General features: G+C 68.0%; 27 protein-coding genes. 8 read left to right on the top strand and 19 right to left on the bottom strand.

Translation table 11 applies throughout. The features are described from left to right. Positions 1–4 precede the first annotated feature (4 nt). A complete protein-coding gene (locus ABD116_RS19445; protein ID WP_343971881.1) occupies positions 5–358 on the bottom strand; it encodes an NUDIX domain-containing protein in 354 nt (117 codons plus the stop codon). A gap of 63 nt (positions 359–421) precedes the next feature. On the opposite strand from ABD116_RS19445, the gene ABD116_RS19440 reads away from it, so the two are divergent. Continuing rightward, entirely contained in the window at positions 422–1,048 is a 627-nt protein-coding gene (locus ABD116_RS19440; RefSeq protein ID WP_343971734.1) for a formylglycine-generating enzyme family protein, read from the top strand. Here ABD116_RS19440 and ABD116_RS19435 read toward each other — a convergent pair. The 8 genes from ABD116_RS19435 to ABD116_RS19400 form a co-directional block, all read right to left on the bottom strand. Next, on the bottom strand, positions 1,045–1,830 hold the full coding sequence (locus tag ABD116_RS19435) for an SGNH/GDSL hydrolase family protein (protein ID WP_343971731.1): 786 nt from the start codon (positions 1,828–1,830) through the stop codon (positions 1,045–1,047). The two genes, ABD116_RS19440 and ABD116_RS19435, sit on opposite strands and share 4 nt — an antisense overlap. A gap of 14 nt (positions 1,831–1,844) precedes the next feature. Beyond that, complete coding sequence (locus tag ABD116_RS19430; protein WP_343971728.1) at positions 1,845–3,281, bottom strand: GuaB1 family IMP dehydrogenase-related protein; 1,437 nt, start codon at positions 3,279–3,281, stop codon at positions 1,845–1,847. A 64-nt stretch (positions 3,282–3,345) separates the two neighbouring features. After that, the gene (locus ABD116_RS19425) at positions 3,346–4,053 is read right to left on the bottom strand and encodes a DUF4386 domain-containing protein (protein ID WP_343971725.1); all 708 of its coding nucleotides are present in this window, start codon (positions 4,051–4,053) and stop codon (positions 3,346–3,348) included. Next, positions 4,050–4,265 (bottom strand): hypothetical protein, encoded by a 216-nt coding sequence (locus ABD116_RS19420; RefSeq protein ID WP_343971723.1) that lies wholly within the window; start codon positions 4,263–4,265, stop codon positions 4,050–4,052. Before ABD116_RS19420 ends, ABD116_RS19425 begins: the two co-directional genes overlap by 4 nt. Positions 4,266–4,330: 65 nt before the next feature. Beyond that, on the bottom strand, positions 4,331–6,790 hold the full coding sequence (locus ABD116_RS19415) for a winged helix-turn-helix domain-containing protein (protein WP_343971721.1): 2,460 nt from the start codon (positions 6,788–6,790) through the stop codon (positions 4,331–4,333). An 87-nt stretch (positions 6,791–6,877) separates the two neighbouring features. After that, a complete protein-coding gene (locus tag ABD116_RS19410; RefSeq protein ID WP_343971718.1) occupies positions 6,878–7,237 on the bottom strand; it encodes a VOC family protein in 360 nt (119 codons plus the stop codon). Between the two features lie 28 nt (positions 7,238–7,265). After that, a complete protein-coding gene (locus ABD116_RS19405) occupies positions 7,266–7,772 on the bottom strand; it encodes an HAD domain-containing protein (protein ID WP_343971715.1) in 507 nt (168 codons plus the stop codon). A 29-nt stretch (positions 7,773–7,801) separates the two neighbouring features. Continuing rightward, on the bottom strand, positions 7,802–8,245 hold the full coding sequence (locus tag ABD116_RS19400; RefSeq protein ID WP_343971712.1) for an SRPBCC family protein: 444 nt from the start codon (positions 8,243–8,245) through the stop codon (positions 7,802–7,804). A gap of 140 nt (positions 8,246–8,385) precedes the next feature. Between ABD116_RS19400 and ABD116_RS19395 the strand changes: the two genes are divergently transcribed. After that, entirely contained in the window at positions 8,386–8,838 is a 453-nt protein-coding gene (locus ABD116_RS19395; protein ID WP_343971710.1) for an iron chaperone, read from the top strand. Between the two features lie 9 nt (positions 8,839–8,847). On the opposite strand, the gene ABD116_RS19390 is transcribed toward ABD116_RS19395, so the two are convergent. Further along, complete coding sequence (locus ABD116_RS19390; RefSeq protein WP_425552104.1) at positions 8,848–9,552, bottom strand: class I SAM-dependent methyltransferase; 705 nt, start codon at positions 9,550–9,552, stop codon at positions 8,848–8,850. Between the two features lie 284 nt (positions 9,553–9,836). After that, on the bottom strand, positions 9,837–10,853 hold the full coding sequence (locus ABD116_RS19385; protein ID WP_343971705.1) for a medium chain dehydrogenase/reductase family protein: 1,017 nt from the start codon (positions 10,851–10,853) through the stop codon (positions 9,837–9,839). Positions 10,854–11,025: 172 nt separating this feature from the next. Between ABD116_RS19385 and ABD116_RS19380 the strand changes: the two genes are divergently transcribed. Next, positions 11,026–13,725 (top strand): ATP-binding protein, encoded by a 2,700-nt coding sequence (locus ABD116_RS19380; RefSeq protein ID WP_343971703.1) that lies wholly within the window; start codon positions 11,026–11,028, stop codon positions 13,723–13,725. Between the two features lie 69 nt (positions 13,726–13,794). Next, positions 13,795–16,923: an ATP-binding protein gene (locus ABD116_RS19375; RefSeq protein WP_343971700.1), complete on the top strand. Its 3,129-nt coding sequence runs from the start codon at positions 13,795–13,797 to the stop codon at positions 16,921–16,923. A 49-nt stretch (positions 16,924–16,972) separates the two neighbouring features. Here ABD116_RS19375 and ABD116_RS19370 read toward each other — a convergent pair whose 3' ends face one another. The 4 genes from ABD116_RS19370 to ABD116_RS19355 all read right to left on the bottom strand — a co-directional run bounded on the left by ABD116_RS19370 (position 16,973) and on the right by ABD116_RS19355 (position 19,558). Further along, positions 16,973–17,194, bottom strand: coding sequence for a hypothetical protein (locus ABD116_RS19370; protein WP_343971697.1), 222 nt, complete (start codon positions 17,192–17,194; stop codon positions 16,973–16,975). Beyond that, positions 17,191–18,690 carry an FAD-dependent oxidoreductase gene (locus tag ABD116_RS19365; protein ID WP_343971694.1) on the bottom strand — a complete coding sequence of 500 codons (1,500 nt, stop codon included), beginning with the start codon at positions 18,688–18,690 and terminating at the stop codon, positions 17,191–17,193. The genes ABD116_RS19370 and ABD116_RS19365 overlap by 4 nt, the downstream gene beginning before the upstream one ends. Positions 18,691–18,797: 107 nt before the next feature. Further along, the gene (locus ABD116_RS19360) at positions 18,798–19,148 is read right to left on the bottom strand and encodes a DUF2200 domain-containing protein (protein ID WP_343971691.1); all 351 of its coding nucleotides are present in this window, start codon (positions 19,146–19,148) and stop codon (positions 18,798–18,800) included. Continuing rightward, the gene (locus tag ABD116_RS19355) at positions 19,145–19,558 is read right to left on the bottom strand and encodes a DUF402 domain-containing protein (protein ID WP_343971688.1); all 414 of its coding nucleotides are present in this window, start codon (positions 19,556–19,558) and stop codon (positions 19,145–19,147) included. The genes ABD116_RS19360 and ABD116_RS19355 overlap by 4 nt, the downstream gene beginning before the upstream one ends. 211 nt (positions 19,559–19,769) lie before the next feature. On the opposite strand from ABD116_RS19355, the gene ABD116_RS19350 reads away from it, so the two are divergent. Continuing rightward, on the top strand, positions 19,770–20,159 hold the full coding sequence (locus tag ABD116_RS19350; protein WP_343971685.1) for a hypothetical protein: 390 nt from the start codon (positions 19,770–19,772) through the stop codon (positions 20,157–20,159). On the opposite strand, the gene ABD116_RS19345 is transcribed toward ABD116_RS19350, so the two are convergent. From ABD116_RS19345 to ABD116_RS19335, 3 genes are read right to left on the bottom strand one after another with little or no spacing between them, the layout of a single operon-like run. Continuing rightward, on the bottom strand, positions 20,156–20,479 hold the full coding sequence (locus tag ABD116_RS19345) for a hypothetical protein (protein ID WP_343971682.1): 324 nt from the start codon (positions 20,477–20,479) through the stop codon (positions 20,156–20,158). The genes ABD116_RS19350 and ABD116_RS19345 overlap by 4 nt on opposite strands. After that, the gene (locus ABD116_RS19340; RefSeq protein ID WP_343971679.1) at positions 20,472–20,636 is read right to left on the bottom strand and encodes a hypothetical protein; all 165 of its coding nucleotides are present in this window, start codon (positions 20,634–20,636) and stop codon (positions 20,472–20,474) included. The genes ABD116_RS19345 and ABD116_RS19340 overlap by 8 nt, the downstream gene beginning before the upstream one ends. 33 nt (positions 20,637–20,669) lie before the next feature. Continuing rightward, a complete protein-coding gene (locus ABD116_RS19335) occupies positions 20,670–21,053 on the bottom strand; it encodes a limonene-1,2-epoxide hydrolase family protein (protein ID WP_343971676.1) in 384 nt (127 codons plus the stop codon). A 28-nt stretch (positions 21,054–21,081) separates the two neighbouring features. Here ABD116_RS19335 and ABD116_RS19330 point away from each other — a divergent pair, with 28 nt between their 5' ends. The 3 genes from ABD116_RS19330 to ABD116_RS19320 all read left to right on the top strand — a co-directional run bounded on the left by ABD116_RS19330 (position 21,082) and on the right by ABD116_RS19320 (position 23,602). Then, positions 21,082–21,627: a P-loop nucleotide/nucleoside kinase family protein gene (locus tag ABD116_RS19330; protein WP_343971673.1), complete on the top strand. Its 546-nt coding sequence runs from the start codon at positions 21,082–21,084 to the stop codon at positions 21,625–21,627. A gap of 224 nt (positions 21,628–21,851) precedes the next feature. Beyond that, the gene (locus ABD116_RS19325; protein ID WP_343971671.1) at positions 21,852–22,670 is read left to right on the top strand and encodes an alpha/beta hydrolase; all 819 of its coding nucleotides are present in this window, start codon (positions 21,852–21,854) and stop codon (positions 22,668–22,670) included. 44 nt (positions 22,671–22,714) lie between these two features. After that, positions 22,715–23,602: an alpha/beta fold hydrolase gene (locus tag ABD116_RS19320; protein ID WP_343971669.1), complete on the top strand. Its 888-nt coding sequence runs from the start codon at positions 22,715–22,717 to the stop codon at positions 23,600–23,602. 85 nt (positions 23,603–23,687) lie between these two features. Here ABD116_RS19320 and ABD116_RS19315 read toward each other — a convergent pair whose 3' ends face one another. Next, positions 23,688–24,590, bottom strand: coding sequence for an AraC family transcriptional regulator (locus ABD116_RS19315; RefSeq protein ID WP_343971666.1), 903 nt, complete (start codon positions 24,588–24,590; stop codon positions 23,688–23,690). Positions 24,591–24,686 lie beyond the last annotated feature (96 nt).

Here is a 24,686-nt window from a genome sequence, read left to right as displayed (position 1 = left end):
CTGCTCAGAGCACCTTCTGAACCTGCTCCCAGGTCTCCCGATTGCTCTCCCAGTGCAGCAACCCACTCACCTCACCCGGCTCCACCCACCGAAAGTCGTCGTGCTCGCTAGGCTCCACGGTCACCACCTGCGAAGGCAGCCGCACCACGAAGAGGCTCTTCACCACCTCGAAGTCCGCAGAGACCTTCACCCGGATCCCGTCCGCCACAAACCGGAACTCGCCCTCGCCCACCACCTGCCCGGTCTCCTCGAACACCTCCCGAGCCACCGCCTGTACAGCCGTCTCGTCCCCCTTGATCCCCCCGGTCAACGGCTGCCAAAACCCTTCCGGCGGCACCTCCTCCGCGGACACATGCAGCAGCAGAACTCGTTCTGGACGCGATCAGTTGAGCTCGTGGATCGGTGTTAGCGTCCGGGTCTGATGATTGAGCTTCCGGGTGGCAAGGTTGCGTTGCGCGACGAGGGGCTGGACGCCTCGTGGGTCGTGGACGTGGCGCCGTTCAGGCTGGCTGCTTGCGCGGTGACGCGGGCGGAGTACGACGGTGGTTCAAGTGCCCTGCCTGCTACCGATGTGTCGTGGCTGGATGCGGTCCGGTTCTGCAACGCGTTGTCAGTGCGGGAGGGGCTGGTACCGGCGTACGCGATCGTTGATGGGGATCGGGACGGGGAGCAGGTCGCCTGCGATTGGGCGGCCGGCGGGTATCGGCTGCCGTCGGAGGCGGAGTGGGAGTATGCCTGCCGTACTGGGGGCCCTGAGCAACGATACGGTCCGATCGACGAGATCGCGTGGTACCGGGACAACTCGGGTAGGCGCGTGCACGAGGTCGGCGGCAAGGCGGCCAATCGGTGGGGGTTCCACGATCTGCTCGGCAACGTGTGGGAGTGGACCTGGGACCTCCACTCGGCGGCGTACGGACCGTACCGGGTGTTCCGCGGTGGGGGTGCGTACGATCCGCCGAACGCTTGCCGAGCCTCGAGTCGCCGGAAGAGTCACCCGACGTTCCACATCGACGACCTCGGCTTCCGGCTCGCGCGGAGCGGGCACTAGTGCGCTAGAAGGACTGTTGCCGAGGCGAGGCTTCGGGCGATCAGGGCGTGGCCGGCGGCGTTGGGGTGGTCGCCGTCGGGGGCCAGCAGGGTGGTGACGTCCTGGCCTGGCTTTTCGAACGCGGTGAAGATGTCGACGTAGGTCGCGCCGTCGCTTCGGGCCGCGTCGGCAGTCGCTGCGTTTGTCGCGCGGGTGAGGGCGAAGGATGCTTCGATGCCGTCGGGCGTGTAGCGGTCGCGGGCTACTTGCCCGTCTCGGAAGACGTTCCAGTAGCCGGTCATCAGCACGGTCGCGCCGGGGCGGAGGGCGCGGACGCGGGTCAGGATCTGATGCAGGTTGGCGGGTAGGCGGCTGAGCTCTTTGGCGACGCAGCTGTTGGGGACTATCGGCGTACAGGATGCTCGGGTGACGGCGTCCTCGTGGCCGAGGTAGTCGTTGGCGCCGATGGTGATCAGGATGATGTTCGCGGTCTGGACGGCTTCGCTGATGGATGAGTGTTTGTGCTTCAGCTGGGTCAGCAGGCCGCCGGAGTTCATCCCGCTGACACCTTGGTTGTCGACGGCAACCGATTGGCCGGTGCGGTCGGCGATCAGACGGCCGTAGAGCCCTGGGAAGGCGGTACATCGGCAGCCGACGCCGGATGTCACCGAGTCGCCCAGGGCAACGATGGTGAGGTCGGCCTGCTCACGGGCGGCTGGAGCTTCGTCGGCGCCCATGAGCGTCAGCCCGGCTGCGCACAGCAGCAGCGCGACGCCACCGGCCAGCAGGTGTCGAGCCTTCACGGGCCTAGTCTGCCTCACCAGCTGGTGTTGAGCGGCTTGCCCTCGCTGTAGCCGGCGGCGCTTTGGATGCCGATGACGGCGCGGTCGTGGAACTCCTCCAGGTTGGTGGCGCCGACGTAGGTGCACGAGCTGCGGACGCCGGAGACGATCGAGTCGAGCAGGTCCTCGACGCTCGGGCGTTCGGGGTCGAGGTACATCCGGGCGGTCGAGATGCCTTCGCCGAAGAAGCCCTTACGGGCCCGTTCGAAGGGGCTGTCGTCGGCGGTACGGAGCCGCACCGCGCGGGCCGACGCCATCCCGAAGCTCTCCTTGTAGATCCGGCCGTCGCTGTCGCGGTGCGGATCGCCGGGCGATTCGTACGTTCCGGCGAACCACGAGCCGATCATCACGCTCGACGCTCCGGCGGCCAGCGCGAGCGCGACGTCCCGCGGATGCCGTACGCCGCCGTCCGCCCAGACATGCTTGCCCAGCTCGCGGGCTCGGGTCGCGCACTCCAGTACGGCGGAGAACTGCGGCCGGCCGACAGCCGTCTGCATGCGAGTCGTGCACATCGCGCCGGGGCCGACTCCGACCTTGATGATGTCGGCGCCTGCCTCGACCAGGTCCTCGACGCCTTCGGCGGTGACGACGTTGCCCGCGACGACGGGCACCTCGGGGTCGAGGGCGCGGACTGTCCGGAGTACGTCGAGCATGCGTTCCTGATGACCGTGAGCGGTGTCGATCACGAGCAGGTCGATACCGGCGTCGAGCAGCGACTTCGCCTTCTGCTCGGCGTCGCCGTTGATACCGATCGCGGCCGCCACCCGGAGCTTGCCCTGGGCATCGACCGCGGGGTCGTACAGAGTGGCGCGGAGGGCACGCTGGCGGGTGAGGATGCCGACGATGTGGCCGTCCTCGTCCGTCACGGGCGCCAGCCGGTGGTGGCCGTCGTACAGCTGGTTGAACGCTTCCTCCGCCGCGATCCCGGCCGGCAGTCTGAGCGGCTCGCGCGACATGATGCCTTCGAGCTGGGCGTAGCGGTCGACGCCTTCGCAGTCGGCTTCGGTGACCACGCCGACGGCGCGGCCGTTCTCGACCACGATCACCGCGCCGTGGCCGCGCTTCGGCAGCAGGTTGAGCGCCTCGCCGACGGTACCGCTCGGCGCCATCACCAGCGGGGTGTCGTAGATCGGGTGCCGTTGCTTGATCCAGGAGACGACGTCGGCCACCACCTCGACCGGAATGTCCTGCGGAATCACCGCCAGCCCGCCACACCGCGCGATCGTCTCGGCCATCCGCCGCCCCGACACCGCGGTCATGTTGGCCGCGACGATCGGGATCGACGCCCCGCTCCCGTCCGTCGTCGCGAGATCCACATCCAGCCGCGACTGCACGGCCGACCGGTTCGGTACCAGGAACACGTCGTTGAACGTCAGATCCTGCTCCGGCTGCTGCCCCCGAATGAACCGCAAACCACTCACCTCACTACCCAGACGTCAGATCCTTCGGAGACTACGTCACCACTCACCCACGAACCTATGCATTCGGCGCCTGCTTGAAGCCCTTGATGGTGAGCCAGAGGCCCAGGGAGAGTTCCCAGACGAAGATGGGCGCGGTGGCGATGCCCGACCAGAGCGAGAGTTGGTCGTAGGCGCCGAAGATCAGGGCGACGGCGGAGACGAGGAAGAACGGGGCGCCGACCAGGCCGATCGTCGGGATGATGCGCGGGACGAGGCCGGAGCGGTAGAGGAGGGTACCCAGGAGGAGGGCGTTCACGCCGGGCATCACGCCGGGGCCGAGCAGGAAGGTCCAGTCGTGGATCGCGACCAGGGACTGCTGGGCGGTGACGAGGGTTGCTGGATCGGTGCCTGCGACGGGGTTGTCGCGGAGCGTCACCACCGAGAGGATCGTGACTACGCCGACCACGATGTATGTCGCTTCGATGACGCGCGCTGTGACGAAGCCGAGGGCGAGGCCTTGGCTCTGGCGCTTGACGACCGGGAAGAGCGCTACTGCAGTACCGATTGCTGTGAGTGCGGTGATGACTTCGAGCAGTCCGCCGAGGAGGATCGGTGCGCTGGAGCCGTTGCCGAGGATGTACTGCGGGTCGTCGACCAGGGAACTGTAGAGCGGGAGGGCCGGGATCGACGCGGCGAAGGTGATCAGGTAGAGGATGCCGGCGACTAGCGCCGTCCTGCGCAGGGTGACCGTCGGTGGTGCCGGGGTGCGGGTGATGGTGGTCATGTCGCCTTTCCATGGCTCTGGTGGATCGAGAGCAACGGCAGGCCGGTGTCGCGGACCTTCTGCAACAGACCGTGCAGGGCGGCCTGGTCGGCCACGGGTCCGCTGATGACGGTGGTGCCGTCGCTCTCGGTGGTCAGGTCGAGCCCGTCGAACCACGCCGACCAGCGGGCGTCGAGATGCCCTTGGAGGCGGATTTCGTACGGTTCGTCCACGACTCGCAAGCTAGGCGGCGAGCTGGTGAGCCGGCATCACCACAAGTGGTGATCGGGGTGGTGATTCAGCGGGAGAACAGCTCCAGTTCGGTGGCGCGGCGGACGGCGGCGCGGCGGCTGGTGACGCCGAGTTTGGCGTAGATGTGCTTGGTGTGGGTGCGGACGGTGTTCAGCGAGACGATGAGTTCGCGAGCGATGCCGGGGCCGTCGAGGTCGGTGCCGAGCAGGCGCAGTACGTCGAACTCCCTGGCGCTCAGTGGCTCGATCAGGCCCTGCTTGCGTGCGTTGTTGGTGGTGGCTGCTTGGGGGTCGGCTCGCAGGGTGCGGATCTCGTTGACGCTGCGGGCCCGGTGGCCGGCTTGCGCGGCTTGCAGGAGGCGGTCGAGGAACGTTTCGACTGCGATGCCTTGGGCCGCGAGCACGCGGACCAGGGTGAGGTGCTCGTACTCGCGCAGATAGCTGAGGTCGTCGTCGACGGTCAGGCTGTGGTCGCGGACCCAGTCGATTGCCTTGTCCAGCTCCCCCGCCGCGAGCCATACCCTCGCGCGCAGTGCGTGGATCGGGCGCACGTTGGGGAAGTAGTCGCTGACGTAGACGGTCTCCGCCTCGTCTAGCAGTTGGAGTGCGGCTTGGTAGTCGCCTTCTGCTTCGCGGATGCGAGCCAGGGCGACGCGGCGGCGATAGGAGTACTGCGGCAGGCCTAGGTGGTCGCCTAGGGCTTGGGCCTTTGCCAGGTACTGGGTTGCGGTTTGCGGGTCGTTGCGGTCCAGGTGGAGTTCGCTCAGGCCGACGTACATGTCGGCGGTGCCGCGGAGTACGGGTTCGCCTGGGGGTGGTTTGAGGAGGAGGGCTTGTTCGAAGGTGCGCATCGCATCTGTCGGGCGGCCTTGCGCGCTGCGGATGTCTGCCAGGGCGATCGCGCAGCCGAGTGCGTCTGCGGTGTGGCCGGAGGCTTGGAGTCCCGTCGTACAAGCAGTCCAGGCTTCGTGGGCTGCTTCGAGGTCGCCGGCGGACCAGTGGGCGAGGCCGAGCAGTCCGGCGGCGGCGGCGCGCCAGAGGTGGCTGTCTTCGGCTGCGATGGCGAGGGCCTGGCGGGCGTGGGCGACGGTTGCGGTGAGGTTGCCTTGGGCAATGGATTGGGCGGCTCGGTAGGTCTCGATCGCCTCGTTCAGGCGTCCGTACTCGTCGTGGTCGACGATGATCGTTTCGTCGGTGCGTTGGAGGTGGCGCTGCGCGTCTTCGAGTCTGCGGTCTACGCCGGCCGGGTCATGGGTGATCAGGAGCGTACCGGCGTACGAGACACTGAGGACCGGGCGGACGCGGATCACTTCGTCGGGCAATGCCTGCAGCCAGGCCAGCGCGGTCGCCTCCTGCCTGTTCCTGCGCAAGGCCGGGATCGCGAGCTCGATCAGGGTCGCGGCTTGCGCGAAATCCTTTGCTGCCAGGGAATGGCGGATCGCTTCGGCGCGGTCGCCGTTCTCTTCGTACCACGCGCCGGCGCGTTGGTGGAGGCTTGCGACGGCGTCCGGCTGCTCGTCGAGGAGGTGCGCCTGGAGGACGTCGGCGAAGAGCTGGTGATACCGGTACCACCGGCGCTGATCGTCGAGCGGGAAGAGGAAGAGGTTGCCTCGCTCGATCGCGGCGAGCCGGTCCTTTCCGCCGACCTGGCCGGTGACTGCGTCGCACAGCGGGCCGTGTAGGCGATCGAGGATGGAGGTTTGTAGCAGGAAGTGTTGGACCTCCTGGGGCTGGCGTTGCAGCACCTCCTCGGCCAGGTAGTCGACGATGTACCGGTCGTCCCCCGCGAAGCCGGCGATGAAGCCGCTGACGTCGTCGCGGCCTTGCATCGACAGCGCGGCCAGCTGCAGCGCGGCGATCCAGCCCTCCGTACGTCCCTCCAGCACCGCGACGTCGTGGGCCGTCAGCGCCAGACCCATCACGCCGTTGAGGTACTCCGCGACTTCGTCGGCCGTGAACCGCAGCTCCGCCGACCGGAGCTCGACGAGTTCGCCGCGCGCTCGCATCCGAGCCAACGGCAACGGCGGGTCGACCCGGCTCGCGATCACCAACCGGATCTGCGGCGGCAGATGCTCCACCAGGAACGCCATCCCGTCGTGGATCTCACGCCGCTCGATCACGTGATAGTCGTCCAGCACCAGCACAACGTCGTACTCGACCGCTTCCAGGTCGTTGAGCAACGTCGAAAGTACCGCCTCGACCGGCGGCCGCGAAGCCTGCAACAACGACAGCGCGGCGGCTCCGACGTCGGGCACCACGGTCCTCAGCGCGGCAACCAGATAGGACCAGTACGACGCCGGCTCGTTGTCCCGCTCGTCAAGCGAAAGCCAGGCGGCCTTCCGCCCGTCCTCACCCAGCCACTCGGTGAGCAGCGCCGTCTTCCCGAACCCAGCCGGCGCCGACACCAACGTCAACCCGGTCCCCGCACTCAGCCGCTCCCCCAGCCGCCCACGCGACACCACCGCCCGCCGCCGCCTGGGCAGCCGGATCTTCCCCTCCAGCAACACCCCCACCTCCCCTGGACCATAGTGGGGATCAGGCGGCCGCAACACCAGAGCCAACTTTCACCTCATCCGACCGCGGCCCGTAACCGCTCAGCCGTTCCCAGCGTGATCAGCCGGGCCGCCGCCGTAGCCGATCTCGTTGCCGTCCGGGTCGTTGTAGGTGATCTTCCGTACGCCGTTCTCATACGTCTCGCGCTTGACCGGCTCGATCCCACGCGCGCTGAGACCGTCGACCACCGCGTCGAGGTCGCTCACGAACAAGGTCACCAGCGCGTGACCAGCCCGCTCCGCCGCCTCCACGATGTACACGTACTGATGCTCCCCCACCTCCCAAACCGCCTCGACCTCATTGGGCAGAAACGCGGGCTCCCCACCGAAGAACCGCTCGTACCACCCCGAAGCCGCCCCAATCTCCCGAACCGCAACCCCAGCAAACAAGTCAACAGTCATACCCACCATTACAGCCCGGCCCCACCGGTCATCCGAGTTCGAGCCAACTCCGGATTGCCAAGTAGTCGGACTCGGCGAGGCCGATCCGCGGATCGACCGCGTGGAGCAGGGCCCGACCTCGATGGCTGGACTCCACCCAGGCGCGGTCGAGGTCGGTGAGTTCGTCGTCGACCCAGACGAACGAGCGGCCGGCTGCCCATTCGACCAGAGGGTGGGTCTTCCAGTGGAGGCCGGACCGCTCGTACTGCTCGTCGATCTCGGTCGGGTCCGGCCAGATCACCACTGGTAGCTCCGGTAGGCCCAGGCGCGGGGAGATGCTGTCGTTCGCGTCGGTCATCCAGGTGGTCGCCCAGACCAACTCGCAACCCAGCGCCGCGAGCCGGGGGCCTTGGGCTGGATCGATCCGGGCTAGGAGGGGGTTCGAGTCGTCGGTGGATGGCTCGTAGGTCGGGTGGGTCTGAGGTGTCGATCCGAACGGGATGAGCGGGCCGTCGACATCTAGGAAAAGCAGCGGGCGTAGTACGGGATCTGGCACGGGTGCACGATAGCGACGGCCGGAGAGAACTAGTGCCAGTTGCTGATGGTGGTGTCGTTGGGGTCGGGGGCGCCTTGGCCGGATTCGAGGAGGGATTTGAGGCTTAGGAGGAAGACTGCCCACCTGGTGCTGCAGTGGGACATGAACTCGACGGGGTCCTTCCAGCCTTCGTGCTTGAAGTGGATGATGGCCCAGTCGTCGACCTGTTCCAGGTCCCAGATCACGTGGGTGGTCAGCCACTCCTCGGGGCCTTCGACGACCTCCCAGAGGACGCGTTTGCCGGGGTCGAGTTCGAGGACCTTCATGTCGAAGCCGCCGGGGCCGAAGGTGAATGTGGTGACGCCGTCGACGGCGCCGGGCTCGCCCTTGGTGTTCGTGGTCCACCAGCCGGACAGGCCCTCGATCGTGGTGAGGGCGGTGTAGACCTCGGCCACCGACGACTTCACTCCGACTCTGTGCAGGATGTCTACCATTTCGATTCCTTTCAGACGCAACCTTTTGTTGCATATGAAAGTAGCCCAACCTGGCTTGATGCGCAACACATGGTTGCAGGTGTGGATATCGATCAGTTTTCGAGAAGCGCGGGTGGTAGGCGGGTTCGTAGGGTGAAGCCATGACCACAACGAAGAAGTCCACGGCAGCGAAGTCCAAGTCCTACGACGGGTTCACCGACGAGGAGCGCGGGGCCATGAAGGAGCGGGCCCGGGAGTTGAAGGCGGCGTCCGGCAAGGCGGAGGCCGAGGCGGCGGTACTGGAGAAGATCGCGGAGATCGCCGACGAGGGCGACCGGGCGATGGCCGAGCGGATCCACGCGATCGTCAAGGAGAACGCCCCGGAGCTCTCGCCGAAGACCTGGTACGGCATGCCCGCCTACGCCAAGAACGGCAAGATCGTCTGCTTCTTCCAGCCGGCCGACAAGTTCAAGGCTCGCTACAGCACGCTCGGCTTCAACGACCCGGCCAACCTCGACGACGGCGACATGTGGGCGACGTCCTTCGCGCTGACCAAGCTGACCCCGGCCGTCGAGAAGCAGCTCACCGCGTTGATCAAGAAGGCCGCAAGCTGAGATCCGGTACTACGTGAGCTTGCGCCCCACGAGGTGGAAGGGCCGGCTGAGTTGCCGATACGGGTCTCGCTTGCTGGCCTCCAACTCGACCGCGGCCATCGCGGCGACCTGCGCCGAGTCGGTCAGATCCACCTCGACACCGCTGAAATCAAGCCAGTCCGTGAAGAGCCAGACCCCGTACCACTCCAGCGCGGCGACCCCATGGCTCTTCATCAACTCGCTGAGATGCTCCACCGTGTCGGCCCGCGTCGGCACGCCCAGCACCCCGATCTCCTCGGTGGAGTCGAAGGCCGCCAGCGCATCGTCCCAGCGGCGCTCGAGCGCGGGACGTACCGCCATCGTGTTGGCATTGCCCGTCATGATCGACACCAGGCCGCCCGCGACGGCGCACTGACACAACTGCGATACCAGCTCGTCCGGCTGATCGAGATATCCGAGTACGCCGTGGCACAACACCGCATCGAACAGCCGCCCATCCACCAGCTCGACAGCCTTCAAGCCGTCGCCTTGCAACAACGTCACCCGCTTCTGTACCTCAGCAGGCAACCGGTCGAGTCGCTCTCGCGCCTTGTCCAGCATCGCCGCGGACGGATCGAGCAGCGTCACCGCGTAGCCGGCCTGCGCCAGTGGGAACGACTGATGCCCCGCTCCCCCACCGACATCGAGCACTGCGCCCGGCGGCCCGGCCAGGTGCTCGAGCAGTTGGTGGTGCATCACGTACGTCCGCACCCGCCCCTTCGGCGAGGCATACGCGCCCTCGGCAAACGAATCCGCCAACCCGGCCCAGCTGTCATCAGTCACTTGTCCAACATAAGACCGGACGGGGTGAAGGGCGCCGCAATGGAGGTGGTCCGGTTGGCTGTCGGCGGCCGAGGCAGACGCTGTGCTCAAGTTGGCCTGGGCCGCTGGAAGCGGGTACACGAGGAAGCTGCTAGGCAGGGGGTTCGCGGCGGGTGGTCGGGGCCGCGGGGTCCGCGGCGGGTGGTCGGGGCCGGGGATCAGGGGACGAGGATTACTTTTCCGGCGGCGGTGCCGGATTCGGCGTAGTGGAGGGCGTCGGCTATGTCGGCCAGGGGGAAGGCCCGGGCGATGCGGGCGGTGATCTCGCCGGCGGCGAGGAGTGCGAGGACGGCTTCCAGGTCGGTGCGGAGTTCGGTCTGGTAGCGCTCGGGGCGGCGGGCCTTGCCGGCCCATAGGTTGAAGAAGGTCGCGGACTTTCCGTTGGGGAGCAGGTTCCACAGGAACAGGCGGCCGAAGAGGGCGAGAACGGGGAGTTTGGCGTTGCCTTGGTCGTCACGGGTGGAGGCGGTTCCGTAGGAGACGAGGTATCCGCCGCGGCCGAGCATCGACCAGGAGTGGCGGATGCCGGTACCGCCGACGTGATCGAAGACCGCGGCGACTCCGTCCGGGGCGATCGCCTTGACTGCGGCGACGGTGTCCTGTTCGCGGTCGACCGGGATCGCGCCGAGCTCACGGACGTACGGGAGGTGACGCTTGGAAGCGGTTCCGATGACCTGCGCGCCGAGGTACCGGGCGAACTGCACGAGGAGTGATCCGACTCCGCCGTTGGCGCCCAGTACGACGATGGTGTCGCCACGCTTGACCTTCGCGATCCGCAGCATCCGCCAGGCGGTCACGCCGTTGACGATCAACGCTTCCGCCTCTTCGGCCCCCACCCCGTCCGGCACCGGCACGAGGTCCGCGGTGTTCAGCACCAGCCGGTCGGCCCAGCCACCGACCTTGGTCAACGAGGCAACCCGCTGCCCGACCACGAACCCGGAGCCCGAGTCGGGGCCGAGGGACTCGATTACGCCGACCACGTCGTAGCCGGGTACGAACGGGAAGGGCGGCTGGTCGTAGTACCGGCCGCGCCGCATCTGTTGTTCGGCGAACGAGACTCCCGTCGCCTCCATCCGGATCAGCGCCTGGCCTGCTTCGAGCTCGGGGATCTCCCGCCGGCGCAGGCGCAGTCCCTCCGGTTCGACGATGCCTGGGAGCTCTACCTCGGTGATCATCTCGTCCTCGCTTCGTTCTCGGTGTGTCGTGCTGACGAGATAGACGATGCCGTGACGAAGGCAGGCGGCGCGTCGGCGAAAACTACGTAGATCGGCTGCCTACGTAGTCACCGGCCCTCACCTACGATGGCCGCGAAGCGCGTTCCATCGATTACCGAGGAGAGTCGACCCGATGCAGTTCGTGGCCCGGCAGGCTGAGCTGCACGCGATCGGCGAGGTGACACGCGGGGCCGGGGACGGCCGAGGCGGCGCGATCGTGGTCGCCGGCGAGGCGGGGATCGGCAAGTCGACACTCGTCGAGACCGTGGCCGGACAGCTCGACGATTGGCTGGTACTACGCGCAGACGGCAGCGAGTTCGAGCGCGACCTCCCGTACGCCGCCCTGCACCAACTCTGCGCCCCCGTGATCGAGCACCGCACCGAACTCCCCGCCGTCCAGCAGCGAGCGCTCGAGTCGGTCTTCGGCCTCGGCGACGCCACGACACCAAGCCCACTGATGGTCGGCGTCGCCGTACTCGGCCTGCTCTGCGAACTCACCCGCCGCCACCCCGTCTGCTGCGTCATCGACGATGTCCAGTGGATCGACGCCGGTACCCGCCAAGTGCTCACCTTCGTCGCCCGCCGGATCGCCTCCGAGCAGATCGCCATGGTCCTCGCGGCGCGCGACGACAGCGGACCCGGCGTCGACTTCCCCGAGCTCCCCCGTCTGCAACTCTCCGGCCTCGCCGAAGCCGACGCGCTGACCCTCCTGCAGTCCTCGACGCGAGCGGGCGTCGACAGCGAAGTACTCGACCGCGTCCTGGCCGAAGCGCACGGCAATCCCCTTGCCCTGCTGGAGTTCGGGCACATCGACGGCCCGATGGCCTTGCCCGCCGATCACCAGAGCGCGCAGCGCGGCAGCGTCGTCGAGGCTCTGCAGAACGAGTTCACCCGACGCGTACTACGGTTGCCACCGGCAACGCAATCCCTCGTCGCCCTGGCCGCCGCCGAGCCGGTCGGAGACCTAGGCCTACTCCGACGCGCAGCGAAACTCCTCGACCTCGACCCAGCCACCATCGCCGACGCTGAAGACGACGGCCTGGTCGTGCTCGGTCCACGGCTGCGTTTCCGCCACCCGCTCGTGCGCTCAGCGGCGTACCAGGCAGCGACCCCCGCGATGCGCCGCAGCCTGCACGCCGCGCTCGCCGAGGCGACGGACCGAGCCATCGACCCCGACCGTCGCGCCTGGCACCGAGCGCACGCCGTCATCGACACCGACGAGGACGTCGCGACCGAGCTGACCGAGTCGGCCGAACGCACCGAGCGGCGCGGCGACCTCGCAGCCGCCTCGGCCTTCCTCGAACGCGCCGCACAACTGAGCCCAGAGCCCGCCGGCCAAGCCGCCCGACTCCTCGCCGCGGCCCGGCTGCGGATGCGACTGGGCTCGTTCCCCGAGGCCCGCGAGCTGGTCACCCAGGCCGAACGCCGCCAGCTCGACCCTGAACAGCATGCCGAGGCCCGCCTCCAGCGCGCTCTGATCGACCTCCACCTCGAGCGCAGTCCCGAGGCGACCGCAGCCCTGGTCAGCGTCGCCCCGGACCTCCCGCCCGACGAGGCCCGGGAGACCTACATCGAGGCATTCAGTTCCGCGATGTTCATCGACCGGCTGCCGGGACGCCTGCGCCAGCTCGGCACCCGGATCCGTGCTCAAGTACCGCCGCCGGAGAACCCACGACCTGCCGACCTGCTACTGGATGCGTTGCTCGACCAGGCAATGCTGCCGGCCGAGAAGGCGGTACCGGCGATGCGCGCCGCGGTGGAGGCGTTCAGGACCTCCGAGCTCACCAGCCCTTGGTGGATGGAGCTCGCCTGCATGATGGCGATCGACCTGTGCGACGCCGAGGCGGTGGACGAGGTCTCCACCCATCAGGTCGAACTGGCTCGCCGGCAGTCGGCGTTCGCAGTACTGCCGCAGGCGCTGAAGTTCCATGCCATCGGGCGGATGATGCTCGGCCGGTTCGGCGACGCGGCCGCTGCTCTGGAGGAGGCACGCGCGGTCGACGAGGCGGCCGGCACCCTCGACCTGGCCTTCGCCGAGTTCATCTTCGCGGCCTGGCGGGGCGACACGGACGAGTTCCAGGAGCTGCTGGCCGGCATGCACGAGCGCGTCGGCCGGGACGAGATCGTCGCCGAGCTCTACGCCACCGCCGTACTCCGCAACGGCCTTGGCGACTACCCGGCCGCAGTCAAGGCCGGACTCACCGCCCAGCAACAACAGCAACGCGGTTCGTACGTCGTCTGGAGCCTCGACGCGGAACTCGTCGAAGCCGCCGCCCGAGCCGGCCGCCCTGAGGACGCGGCCCTCGCAGTGGACCGGATCGAGGCGCTGGCCCGCACCAACCCGACACCGTGGGCCGTTGCATCGCACCTTCTCGCGCAGGCCTTGCTCGATCCGGCGTCAGCGAGCACGGACGCGCGGTACCGGGAGGCGATCGACCTGCTCGCGCAGACCGACGTACGGGCTCTGTACGCGCGTGCGCGGCTGCTTTACGGCGAATGGCTGCGGCGCGAGTCCCGTCGCTCCGAGGCACGAGTCGAGCTCCAAGCCGCGCACGAGGCCTTCGCCGCGATGGGCGCCGCCGCCTTCGCCGAACGAGCAGCCCGCGAACTCGCCGCCACCGGCCAGCGCCCGCGCCGCGAAGGCACTAACCCCATCGACCAGCTCACGTCGCAGGAACGCCTGATCGCCACCAAGGTCGCCGCCGGCGCAAGCTCCAAGGAAGTCGCCGCAACCCTCTTCCTCAGCCCCCGCACCATCGACGCCCACCTCCGCAACATCTACCGCAAACTGGAGATCACCTCCCGCCGCCAACTGCGAGACCTGTCCCGCTGAGTCGGTGACAGCGGGGGCGCCGGGCAGCCTGGGCGTTCGGGGCTCCGGATGGATGGCAAGATCTGTCGGGTGCAGATCGGGATACTGGGGTCATTCGAGGTTCGGGCGGGCGATGGGCGCCTGGCCGACGTTCCGGGTGCCCGGCTGCGGGGGTTGCTGATCGCGCTGGCGCTGGAGGCGGGTCGTACCGTGCCGAAGGCGACGCTGGTCGACTGGATCTGGGGTGAGCAGCCACCGGCCGAGGCGGCGAATGCCTTGCAGCGGTTGGTTTCGCGGTTGCGGAAGGCCTTGCCGGAGGGGTCGGTCGAGGGGCAGCCGAGCGGTTACCGGTTGACGGTGGATCCCGACGCGGTCGATGCGCTGCGGTTCGAAGCCCTCGTCGGGCAGGCCCGCACTGAGAAGGGTCCCCGGCAGGTGCGGCTGCTGCGCGAGGCTCTTGCCTTGTGGCGTGGGGCGGCGTTGCAGGACGTCGGCCTGGACGAAAGCGCCGCGTTCAACGCGGCGGGGACCCGGCTCGAGGGGCTGCGGCTCACCGCGATGGAGGATCGGTTCGAGGGAGAGGTCAGCCTCGGCCAGGGCGCGGAGGTGCTCCCGGAGCTGACCGACGCGGTGACTGCGCATCCGCTGCGGGAACGGCTGGTTGCGGCGCTGATCCGCGCCCTCGTGGCAACCGGTCGCGACAGCGAGGCGTTGGTCCTGTACGAGCGAACACGACAGGCCTTGGCCAACGCGCTCGGCGTCGACCCCTCGCCGGAGTTGGCGGCCTTGCATGTTGCGCTGCTGCGTGGGGAGCTGGGACAGCGCGAGGAGACCCGCAAGACCAACGTACGGGCCGAGTTGACGAGTTTCGTCGGCCGTGACGCGGACGTCGCGGCAGTCCGGGAGCTGATCGCAGAGCATCGACTGACCACTCTCATCGGGTCGGGCGGTTCGGGGAAGACCAGGCTGGCGACGGAGACCGCGCGGACAGTGCTCGGTGGGATGGCGGACGGGATCTGGCTGATCGAGTTCGCCCCGATCGGCGCGGGAAGCGATGTCGCGCAGACCGCGCTCGCCGGGCTCGGTCTTCGGGACGCGCTGCTCGGTCCGTCGCCATCGGACCCGATGGACGGGCTGATTGCCGCGATCAACGACCGGGAGATGCTGCTGATCCTGGACAACTGCGAGCACGTGATCGAGTCGGTGGCGAAGCTGGCCGAGCGAGTGCTCGGAGAGTGCCGGCGGCTGCGGATCCTGGCGACCAGCCGGGAGCCGCTCGGGATCACCGGCGAGGCGTTGTGGCAGGTCGAGCCGCTTGCCCTCCCGACCGGCGGTCTCGTCGATGACAGCTCGCCGGCGCTGCGGTTGCTGCGGGACCGGGCGGGCGCAGTACGGAAGGCTCTTGGGACCGACGAACACACCAAGGCGCTGATGGTGCGGATCTGCCTGGCGCTGGACGGGATGCCGCTGGCGATCGAGCTGGCCGCCGCCCGGTTGCGCACGATGAGCATCGAGCAGCTCGCCAACCGGCTCGACGACCGGTTCCGGCTGCTGACCAGCGGGAGCCGTACCGCGTTGCCGCGCCACAAGACGTTGCGCGCGGTGGTCGACTGGAGCTGGGAGCTGCTCACCGACGCCGAGCGGACGGTACTACGCAAGCTCTCGGTGTTCTCTGGTGGAGCGAGCCTGGAGGCGGCCGAGCACGTCTGCCTCGGTGACGCCGTCGAGCGGGATCAGGTGCTCGAGTTGCTCACCTCACTCGCCGAGAAGTCGCTGCTGGTCCCTGTGGGCGATGGCGCTCCGCGCTACCGGATGCTGACCACGATCAAGGAGTACGCCGCCGATCGGCTCGCGGAGGCGGGCGAATCCGATCAGACCCGGCAGGCGCATCTCGCGTACTTCACCGAGTTCGCGGAGATCGCGGAGCCGCATCTGCGCCGCGCCGAGCAGTTGGAGTGGCTCGCCCTGCTCCGGGCCGACCACGACAACCTCAGCGCCGCGCTGCGGGGAGCGATCGCGGCCGGTAACGCGGGGACGGCGATGCAGCTCGCGGCGGCCACCGGGTGGTACTGGTGGCTGGGCGGACGTCGTACCGAAGGGCTTGAGCTGGCACTCGCGGCCGTCGACCTCCCGGGCGAGGTGCCGGATGACATCCGTGCGCTGGTCTACGGACTGGTGGTGCTTTACGTGACGTCGGGGCAGGGCGACGAGCATCTGGGCGAGGAGTGGATCCGGAAGGCGTACCGGTTCAGTCAGCTCAGCGAGAGCAACCACCCCATGCTCGGCCTGGTGATCCCGATGGAGCGCCTGCTCGATGCGCCTGAGCAGGCTTTGGCCGCTTTCGAGGATCAGCTGGACAGCGACGACCCGTGGGTCGGGGCCTTGGCCCGCTGGCAGGTCGGCAAGATGCGAGCCCTCCTCGGCCAGGGCGGTGCGGAGGCGGAGGCTCAGGTTGCGTTGGCGCTCGCGGAGTTCCGGACGCTCGGCGACCGGTTCGGGATCTACCTGGCACTGGGCGAGCTGGCGGTCCAGCTCGCGACCCGCGGTGAGTTCGACGGCGCCTGCGAGTGCTACGAGGAGGCGATCACCGTCCTCACCGAGCTCGGCGCCGTCGAGGACGTCATCGAGACGCGGACCCAGCAGGCGATGCTGTACTGGGTGATCGGCGACCGCGACGCCAGCGCGGCCGCCATCGCCGACGCCGAGCGGCTCGCCGAGGGCGTCACCTGGCCGTACGCCCTGGTCTCCCTCGCACTCGCCAAGGCGGGCCTCGCGCGGCTGGCCGGCGACCTGGCGGAGGCCCGCCGTCAGCTGGAGCTCGCAACCACGCTCCTGGGCGACGCCGCGGAGCAGGCGAGTGTTCGCGCCCAGATCCACGACGTGCGCGGCTACCTGACCAACGATCTCGAGGAGTCCCGCCGTCACCGTATCGCCGCCTGGCAGGCGGCCTCCGAACTAGGATTCGCCTTCCTGCTCGGCCCACTCCTGGTCGGCTTCGCGGACCTCGCTGCCCGCCTCGGCAACTACGACCAGGCAGCGCTCCTCCTGGCAGCCACCACCGACGTCCGCGGTCTGGCGAGCCTCTCCCAACTGGACGCCACCAGAATCGAGCAGGACGCCCGACATCACCTCGGCGAACCACGATTCGCCGAGGTGACCCGCAAAGCCGCAGAAACCGACTGGCACGAACTGATCGCTCCCTTGGTGTCAGCTGACTGAGCGGACCGACCTTGTGCTCCGCCTGAGCAGATCCGCGGCGTGCGGATGCTCAGACGGAGCACAAGGTGCCCTTGGCAACTACCTGCAGAATCGCCAGCGGGCGGACGTAGTGCCAGGTGATCGGCCGGTCCGGATGGCGGTAGCCCCATTCTCCGGCGACGCGCAGCGGGTAGCCGTACCCGAGCGCCTCCTCGCTCTCGAACCGGAAGCTGTCGGTGATCGAGTCGCCGGTGAACATCACGGTGCTGCCCGCTCGCAGGGTGATCGTCATGCGCGACCACCGAACCAACGCGTCGCCGCCTGGTCGAACCCGGCTGCGGCAGCTTCGCCATCAGGATCGGCCTGGTACGCCGCCCAGGCCACGACACCGTCCGGCCGGATCAGCGCGGCGGCCAGTCCGAGGTCGTCGCGGGCGGGCTGAGCGGAGTACCGGATCCTTCCCTCCCACCCTGTCGCCCTGCTGGCCAGGCGCCCGCTGAAATCGAGGAGGACGCCTTCGCCGTCGCGCATCAGGTCCGCGAGCCGGCGGCCGTCCTCGAGCCGGAACTCCGGCGCGACCCGGCCGACCAGCGGATGCTCGCTGCCGAGGTCGTACCGGATCGATGCCCCCGACAACCTTTTGAACGCGTACGTCGTACCGTCGCGGGTCTCGAACAGCTCGTGCAGCAACCCCTGCAGCGCCTGCGATCCCGGCGCCATCGTCGCCACCTGCGCACGCGACCAGTCGAGCACGCGCGCGGCGATCGGCTGACGCTCACCCGCGTAGCTGTCGAGAAGACCATCCGGAGCATTGCCTTGGACGGTCTTCGCGAGCTTCCAGCCCAGGTTCATCGCGTCGCCGAGGCCGAGGTTGAGCCCCTGCCCGCCCAGCGGCGAGTGGATGTGCGCGGCGTCGCCGGCCAGCAGCACCCGCCCTTGCCGGTACGTCGTCGCCTGCATCGCCCGATCGGTGAAGCTCGACGCCCGGCGTACCTCGCTCAAGGTCACGTCAGTGCCTGAGACCCTGCGCAGTACCTCCTGCAGGTGTTCGCGAGTCAGCTCCTGCGAGCGATCGAAGGCGCCACCGTCGAAGTCCATCATCCCGAGATGCCCCTCGATCGGCATCCGGACGTACATCCCGGTCGGCGTCGGATTGAACCAGGGCTCGAGCTTCTCGGGATCGGCGACCGTGGCGTCCATGACATAGCCGGTGAACTCCGGCTTCGTACCGGCGAACTCGAAGCCCGCCAGACCGCGCACCGTACTCCGCCCGCCGTCACACCCGACCACCCATCGCGCTTCGTACTCCTGGTTGATGACGACTTTCTCCTCGTACTGCGTAAGCGCACCAACCGTCACGCCGTACCTGACCTCGACGCCAAGCTTGGCCGCCCGCTCGGCCAGCACCCCTTCGACCGCCTCCAGGCTGGTCATCGCGCCACCCGGCGCGGGCGTCGGCAACCTTTCCGGGAGCGCGCCGAGATCAACCTTGCTCGGGTCGAGCATCATCCCCGCGAAGTGCCCTACCCGCTGAGGAACGAGCGGCTCGTCTTCCTCGAGATCCTTCGACCGCCCGGACGCCGCGAGCAACTCCCCCAGCAACCCTCGCCGGTAGAACGCCTCGACCGAGGCCGCCGACATCCCCCGCATCCCCAACGGCATCGCCCGCCAAGGCGACGCCTCGTCTGCCTCCCGCTCGAGCACCAGCACGGAGCACCCCGCCAGCCCCAGCTCACAAGCAAGGAACAGCCCAACCGGCCCCGCACCCACTATCACCACGTCATACATCGGAAGCTCCTGTCGTCGAGTCACACCACGACCCTGACGACACCCCCTGACAGCACCCGCCCACGGCGCTGTCACCCCGCTGTCTCAGCCAAGCCAGCGCTGCGGGCTCACACCTTGCGGAGGATCTTCTCCATCGCCTTACCGCGCGCCAGCTCGTCGATCAGCTTGTCCAGGTACCGGATCTCGCGCATGACCGGATCCTCGATCTCCTCCACCCGGACGCCACAGACGACGCCCTTGACCAGCGCCCGCGCCGGGTTCGGCTCCGGCGCCTCCGCGATGAAAGTCTCGAAGTCCGCCTGCTTCGCCAACTGCCCTTCCAGGTCCTGCCGGCTGTACCCCGTCAGCCACCGGATGATCTCGTCGACCTCCGCCTTGGTCCGCCCTTTCCGCTCCGCCTTGGCGACGTACAACGGATAGACGTCCGCGAAGCTGGTACCGAAGATCCGAGGCCTCACCACTGTTCCCCCTTCTCAAAAGGCGGCAGCTCCGCCAGTTGCCGTACGGCCGCCGGCGGGAAGTCCGGCCAGGACTCGAGAACGTCCTGGTCCGTGTTGCGCAGGTACTTGTCGATGAACCGCTGAGTGTTCCGTAACACCCGAACCGCGGTAGCCGCATCAAGCGACCCGTTCTCGATCACATCCGCGAAGTCGTCCAGATCAAGCATCTCGTACCGAATGCTTGTCGGCGGCAACAAAATATCCACCTGCCGATCATGAACGACCAACCGCCCCGGCTCGGTCTCCTCCACATCCACCAGATCGATGTACCAACCACCCTCAAGCCATCCCGTGAAGGTGTTCGGCTTCATGATCTGCACACCTTCATCGGCAATGACAAACCCTCGATCCACGGTCGGCCGCCCCACCGCCTGCCACTCCGGAAGGATCGGCACGTCATAAGCCACCACATTGTCAGCAGTCCGCACCCCCGCACACCACTGCCCAGTCCGATGAAGAACCCGCACACCCTCAAGAATCACCAACCCAGTATCGCCGGACCAAGGGTGTGGCCAGCCCCACCCTGCCCGACGCCCAGCTCCATACCGGACCTGTTCCGACCTCCGTAGCGTCGACGACATGACGACAACCGACGCTCCCCGCACCCAAGAATCCTTCGACACCGTCAAGAAGTGCATCAAGCTCTACGCCATGGTCAGCGCCATCACTCTAGGCACAGTCGCGACGCTGACCTTCACGAACCACCAGACAACCCTCTTCGAGTGGATCCGCTCCACCATCCTGCTGGCGATCTCCCCACTCCTCTACCGCCTGGCAACCCAAGCCGCCACCGGCACCCACTCCAGCCTCACCCGCCTACAAACCCTCACCACGATCATGCCCATCGCCATCATCGCCGTAGACCTGATCCCCAACCTCTGCCCCACCTGGTACACGACAATGCAAGCCATCTCAGCCCTACCCCTGATCGCGGTAGCCGTCCTAACCCGCAAGCGTGCCGGCGCCTAGTCCGCGGAACTCACGGAACGCCCGAACTCCGCATAGACCGGCACTCCCCGATCCACTGCCTCCACCGCTACCGCGATCCTCCGAGCAAGCGACGGCCGCAACCGCCCGGCAGCCTCATCCAGCGACAGGAACTCATAGCCACGCGCCTCGCCAGGATCAACGACCATCCGGCTCAGAAACAAGATCCGCCCAGCGTCATCGCGAATCAACGCACCCGCAGCAGCCGTCTTCCGCGGCAAACGCCCCGCAATCCCGACGTTGAACTCCACCTCCGGCTCACCCTCAGCCGCAAGGTCGTCCTTGCGAATGGCATCACTCACCGAGCTGATGCCGTACTTCATCAAGCTCGCGCTTCTCGTCGCGCCGGCGGGCGCGGGACGCCCAGGCCTTGGCCTCCTCGGCATGACCCCAATGGCCGTGCTTGCGCGTCATATCGCGAGCGCCGCCATGCTCCGTCTTCCCCCGCCCAAGCCCCATCTCAACAGGCTACCGCCGAGAATCCGCGGGCTTCTATCCCATTCGGGTGGTGAACTGGTTGATGTCGAAGTAGTCGCGCCACGCCGTGAGCTTGCCGTCGGCAACCTCGAAGACCCCCATCACCGGTACCTCGAACGACCTGTCGGGCAGCGTGAACACATCCACCCGCTCGGTCATCACGACCGGACCATCGGCCGCGATGTTGCGGACCTTGAACTCGATCCGCTCGATTCCCGGCGCCCCAGGACGGATGAACGAGTCGATGTAGCCGGCAATCGCCTCCCGTCCGGCCACCGGCTCCAGCGGGATGTTGTGGTAGACGGCGTCCTCGGCGAAGAACGCGACCAGCTCAGCGGTAGCGACATTGTCAGACCAAGCCGCACAGAACCGGCGTACAACCTCGATAGGCTCATTCATACCGGGAACAACGGAAGGTCGGCACAGGATGTTCCTGCTCCAGATGTCAGGCGTTCCCGGCTCCGGAAAGTCCACCGTGGCCGCACACGTCGTCAAGACGTTCAACGCCGTCGCCGTCGACTACGACGTCATCAAGTCCGCCATTCTCGATGCGGGCTTCGACCTGACGAGCAGCACCAAGGCGGCGTACGAGGTGATGTACGCCCAGGCCCGCCACGTACTGGCCCAAGGCCATCCCGTGGTCATGGACAGCCCGTGCTTCTGGCCACGGATCGTCACCGAGGGGATGGGAATCGCCCGGCAGCACAACGCGAACTACCGGTACGTCGAATGCCAGGTCGACGATCTGAAACTCATCGACGAGCGACTCCACCAACGCCCGCGGCTGAGGAGCCATCGTCGCGGTGTGGATCATCCGCCGGTGGACCTCGGCGACGAACCAGTCGATGGCGAGGCCTTCTTCCGCGGCGCGGCAGACCGCGTCCAACGGCCTCCGGGCAACTACCTCCAGCTGGACATGCACCGCCCGCTGTCCGAGGTACTGCCTGAGGTCGACGCTTACCTGCGGCAGTAACTCAGGAGCAGGGTCACCGTCATCCGACTGTCGAACGACTGTCCGAGGTGGCGGGACGGCGTCGGATTCCTGTGGTCATCCGACGGAAGCGGGCGGGTGGAGTGGCGACCGATCCTGATGAGCATCCGCCGGATGCGTGCTCGACGCGCACCGAGGCGACTTTCGGGGAGCGCCGGTCAGGCGTGCTCCAGGCAACGAAGCGTCTTGCTCAAGGGAAGGTCCGCATGAATGAATTCTCCGCCGGTGAGGCCGGCACGATCGTGCTCGTCCACGGGCTCTGGGTGAATCCACGCAGCTGGGAGGGGTGGAAACACCACTACGAAGGGCGGGGATACCGGGTGCTGACCCCGGCCTGGCCGGGGCTCGACCGCGAGGTCGAGGACCTTCGCCGTGACCCCGCGGGGATCGCGGGAGTCGGGCTTCGGGAGGTGGTCGACCACTACCAGAGCATCATCCAGGCGCTGGATCGGCCGCCGATCATCATGGGCCACTCGTTCGGCGGTACCGTCGTCCAGCTCCTGCTCGATCGCGGACTGGGCAGCGTCGGCGTCGCCATCGACTCGGCGGCCGTCAAGGGCGTCCTCCCGTTGCCGCTGTCGACCCTCAAGTCGACCTTCCCGGTCCTCGGAAACCCGGCCAACAAGAACAAAGCGGTCTCGCTGACGCCGGAGCAGTTCCACTACGCCGTCACCAACACGCTGTCCGAAAGCGAGTCCGCTGCCCGCTACGAGCGGTACGCCGTCCCCGGCTCGGCCCGCGTCCTCTTCCAGGGGGCGTTCGCCAACTTCAACCCGCGCGCCGTGACCCGGGTCGACTTCCGCAAGCGCACGGCCCCGCTGCTGTTCATCGCAGGCGAGGCCGACCACCTCGTGCCGCCCAAGGTCAACAAAGCCAACTGGCGGCTCTCCCGCAAGTCCAAGGCCGTCAGCGCTTACCAGGAGTTCCCCGGGCGCTCGCACTTCATCATCGGCCAGGACGGCTGGCAGGACGTCGCCGACTACGCGCTGAACTGGGCCGAGGAACACGCCCCCGCCCGGGTGTGACGCCGACGCCTGCAATGAAAACCCGTTTCGAACAAGGAGAAATCGTGCGTAACCGTCGTCTTCTGTACTCCGCCGTCCTCGGCGTGACCGGAATCGTCCTCGCCGCCGGCATCACCACGCTGGCGTCAGCCGAACCGTCCCACCAGACCGCGCCTGTCGCCCTCTCGCACCCGGTGGTCAAGGGTCCGAAACCGACGATCGTCCTCGTCAACGGAGCCTGGTCGGACGCGGCCAGCTGGGGCCGCGTGGTCAAGCGCCTGCAGGCCGACGACTACCCGGTCGTCGCTCCGCCGACGGCCCTGCGCAGCCTTTCCGGCGACTCCGCCTTCCTGGCTTCGTTCCTCAAGACCGTCCAGGGCCCCATCGTCCTGGTCGGGCAGTCCTACGGCGGCGCCGTCATCACCAGTGCCGCCACGGACAACCCCAACGTCAAGGCCCTGGTCTACATCTCGGCCTTCGCGCCGGACACGGGTGAGAACGTCGCGACCCTGACCGGGCGTTTCCCGGGCAGCCACATCAGCAACGATCCCAATGCGCCCATTCCCACCGCCCTCAGCCCCGTCCCGGTCCCCTTCCTCACCCCCGACAACAAGCCCGAGATCGACCTGTACGCCAAGGCGGATCAGTACCGGGATTTGTTCCTGAGCAACCGCGTCACCGCGGCCGTCGCCGCAGAACTCGCCGCCACGCAGAGCCCCGTCGCATCGACGGCCCTGGGCGAGCCCAGCGCCGGCGTACCGGCCTGGAAGAAGATCCCCTCGTGGTACCTCGTCTCCGACGACGACCACCTGATCCCGCCCGCCGCCGCGCGCTTCATGGCGACTCGCGCCCACTCCCACATCGTCGAGGCCGACACTCCCCACGCGGCACAAGTGACCAACCCGGGGATTGTCACCAGCCTGATCGAACGGGCCGTCGCGGCCACCCGCTGACGCCAGCCGGACGACGCCACCGGTCAACCCGGCGGTGTCGTCCGGCCCTTCCCCGCGACTACCTACGAGGTCACGAACAGTCCGGTCATCGCAGTGTTCTTTCGGAGGAATCAGCGTCAGGTCCGCCGCGCCACGCCCTGGGCGAGCTGCCATAGGCACGGGAGAACGCCCGGCTGAAGGCGGCTTCGGAGATGTAGCCCACGCGGGCCGCGATCCGGCCGACCGGGTCGGCGGTACCGCGGAGCAGGTGCGCCGCGTGGCCCAGCCGGCACCGCAGTACGTACGAACCGGGGGTTTCCCCGACCGACTCGGCGAACCGCGTCGCGAACGCCGAACGCGACAGCGCGGAAAGCCGCGCGAGCTCGTCGACGGCCCAGTCGCGACCAGGGTCCCGGTGGATGGCGGCTAGGACCGGTGCGAGCATTGGATCCATCGCTGCCGTGAGCCAGCCGGCCTCGCGCACATCTCCGGACGCGGCGTACGACCGCAGCGTCCAGATGAAGAGCAGATCGAGCGCCCGCGACACCATCACCCGAGCGCCGGGTGCCGAGCGGATCACCTCGGACACGAGCAACTCGCTGATCGGCCGGAGCCAAGCCGCTGATCCCGCGTCGCCGCGGATCACGATCGCCGGCGGCAGTACCCCGAGCAGCGGCGCAGCGACAACCGTCTCGACCAGGAACTCCCCGGTCACCCAGCACGAGTGCGGCGCCGCGCGGACGAGGTGGGCATCACCGCGCGCGAGCAGTACCAGGTCCCCAGCACCCAGTTCCACGGTGGCTTCGCCAGTGATCTCGATGCTGAGCCCGCCCTCCTCGACCAGATGCAGCACCCTGGCGCCGACCGGGTGCCGCTCACCCGCGCTCGACCGGCGGAGCACCTCGCCACCCTGCAGGTGAATCGCCTGCAGCACGTCCGAGAGCACATCGGGTTCGCCGTACGCCGGTTGCTGTGGCGAATCGGCAAAGTCTTCCGGATCATCGGCCATGTTTTCGGTTCAACCTCCTTCTAGGCTCCGACACAGGATGCGCGAGTTTGTTCTGCACGAGCGGCCGCCGCGCTCCGGACCGAGGAGCCAGGACCC

The sequence above is a fragment of the Kribbella koreensis genome, assembly GCF_039525325.1.
Lineage (GTDB): Bacteria > Actinomycetota > Actinomycetes > Propionibacteriales > Kribbellaceae > Kribbella > Kribbella koreensis.
The sequence above is the reverse complement of the archived record's forward strand: the minus strand, read 5'-3'. Positions and strand labels throughout refer to the sequence as shown.

Bases quoted from the DNA above. Each gene is read 5' to 3' on its own strand.
- ABD116_RS19440 (WP_343971734.1), top strand. From the start codon at position 422: ATGATTGAGCTTCCGGGTGGCAAGGTTGCGTTGCGCGACGAGGGGCTG.
- ABD116_RS19425 (WP_343971725.1), bottom strand. From the start codon at position 4,053: ATGACCACCATCACCCGCACCCCGGCACCACCGACGGTCACCCTGCGC.
- ABD116_RS19410 (WP_343971718.1), bottom strand. From the start codon at position 7,237: ATGACTGTTGACTTGTTTGCTGGGGTTGCGGTTCGGGAGATTGGGGCG.
- ABD116_RS19400 (WP_343971712.1), bottom strand. From the start codon at position 8,245: ATGGTAGACATCCTGCACAGAGTCGGAGTGAAGTCGTCGGTGGCCGAG.
- ABD116_RS19395 (WP_343971710.1), top strand. From the start codon at position 8,386: ATGACCACAACGAAGAAGTCCACGGCAGCGAAGTCCAAGTCCTACGAC.
- ABD116_RS19390 (WP_425552104.1), bottom strand. From the start codon at position 9,552: ATGCACCACCAACTGCTCGAGCACCTGGCCGGGCCGCCGGGCGCAGTG.
- ABD116_RS19385 (WP_343971705.1), bottom strand. From the start codon at position 10,853: ATGATCACCGAGGTAGAGCTCCCAGGCATCGTCGAACCGGAGGGACTG.
- ABD116_RS19380 (WP_343971703.1), top strand. From the start codon at position 11,026: ATGCAGTTCGTGGCCCGGCAGGCTGAGCTGCACGCGATCGGCGAGGTG.
- ABD116_RS19370 (WP_343971697.1), bottom strand. From the start codon at position 17,194: ATGACGATCACCCTGCGAGCGGGCAGCACCGTGATGTTCACCGGCGAC.
- ABD116_RS19365 (WP_343971694.1), bottom strand. From the start codon at position 18,690: ATGTATGACGTGGTGATAGTGGGTGCGGGGCCGGTTGGGCTGTTCCTT.
- ABD116_RS19350 (WP_343971685.1), top strand. From the start codon at position 19,770: ATGACGACAACCGACGCTCCCCGCACCCAAGAATCCTTCGACACCGTC.
- ABD116_RS19340 (WP_343971679.1), bottom strand. From the start codon at position 20,636: ATGGGGCTTGGGCGGGGGAAGACGGAGCATGGCGGCGCTCGCGATATG.
- ABD116_RS19335 (WP_343971676.1), bottom strand. From the start codon at position 21,053: ATGAATGAGCCTATCGAGGTTGTACGCCGGTTCTGTGCGGCTTGGTCT.
- ABD116_RS19330 (WP_343971673.1), top strand. From the start codon at position 21,082: ATGTTCCTGCTCCAGATGTCAGGCGTTCCCGGCTCCGGAAAGTCCACC.
- ABD116_RS19325 (WP_343971671.1), top strand. From the start codon at position 21,852: ATGAATGAATTCTCCGCCGGTGAGGCCGGCACGATCGTGCTCGTCCAC.
- ABD116_RS19315 (WP_343971666.1), bottom strand. From the start codon at position 24,590: ATGGCCGATGATCCGGAAGACTTTGCCGATTCGCCACAGCAACCGGCG.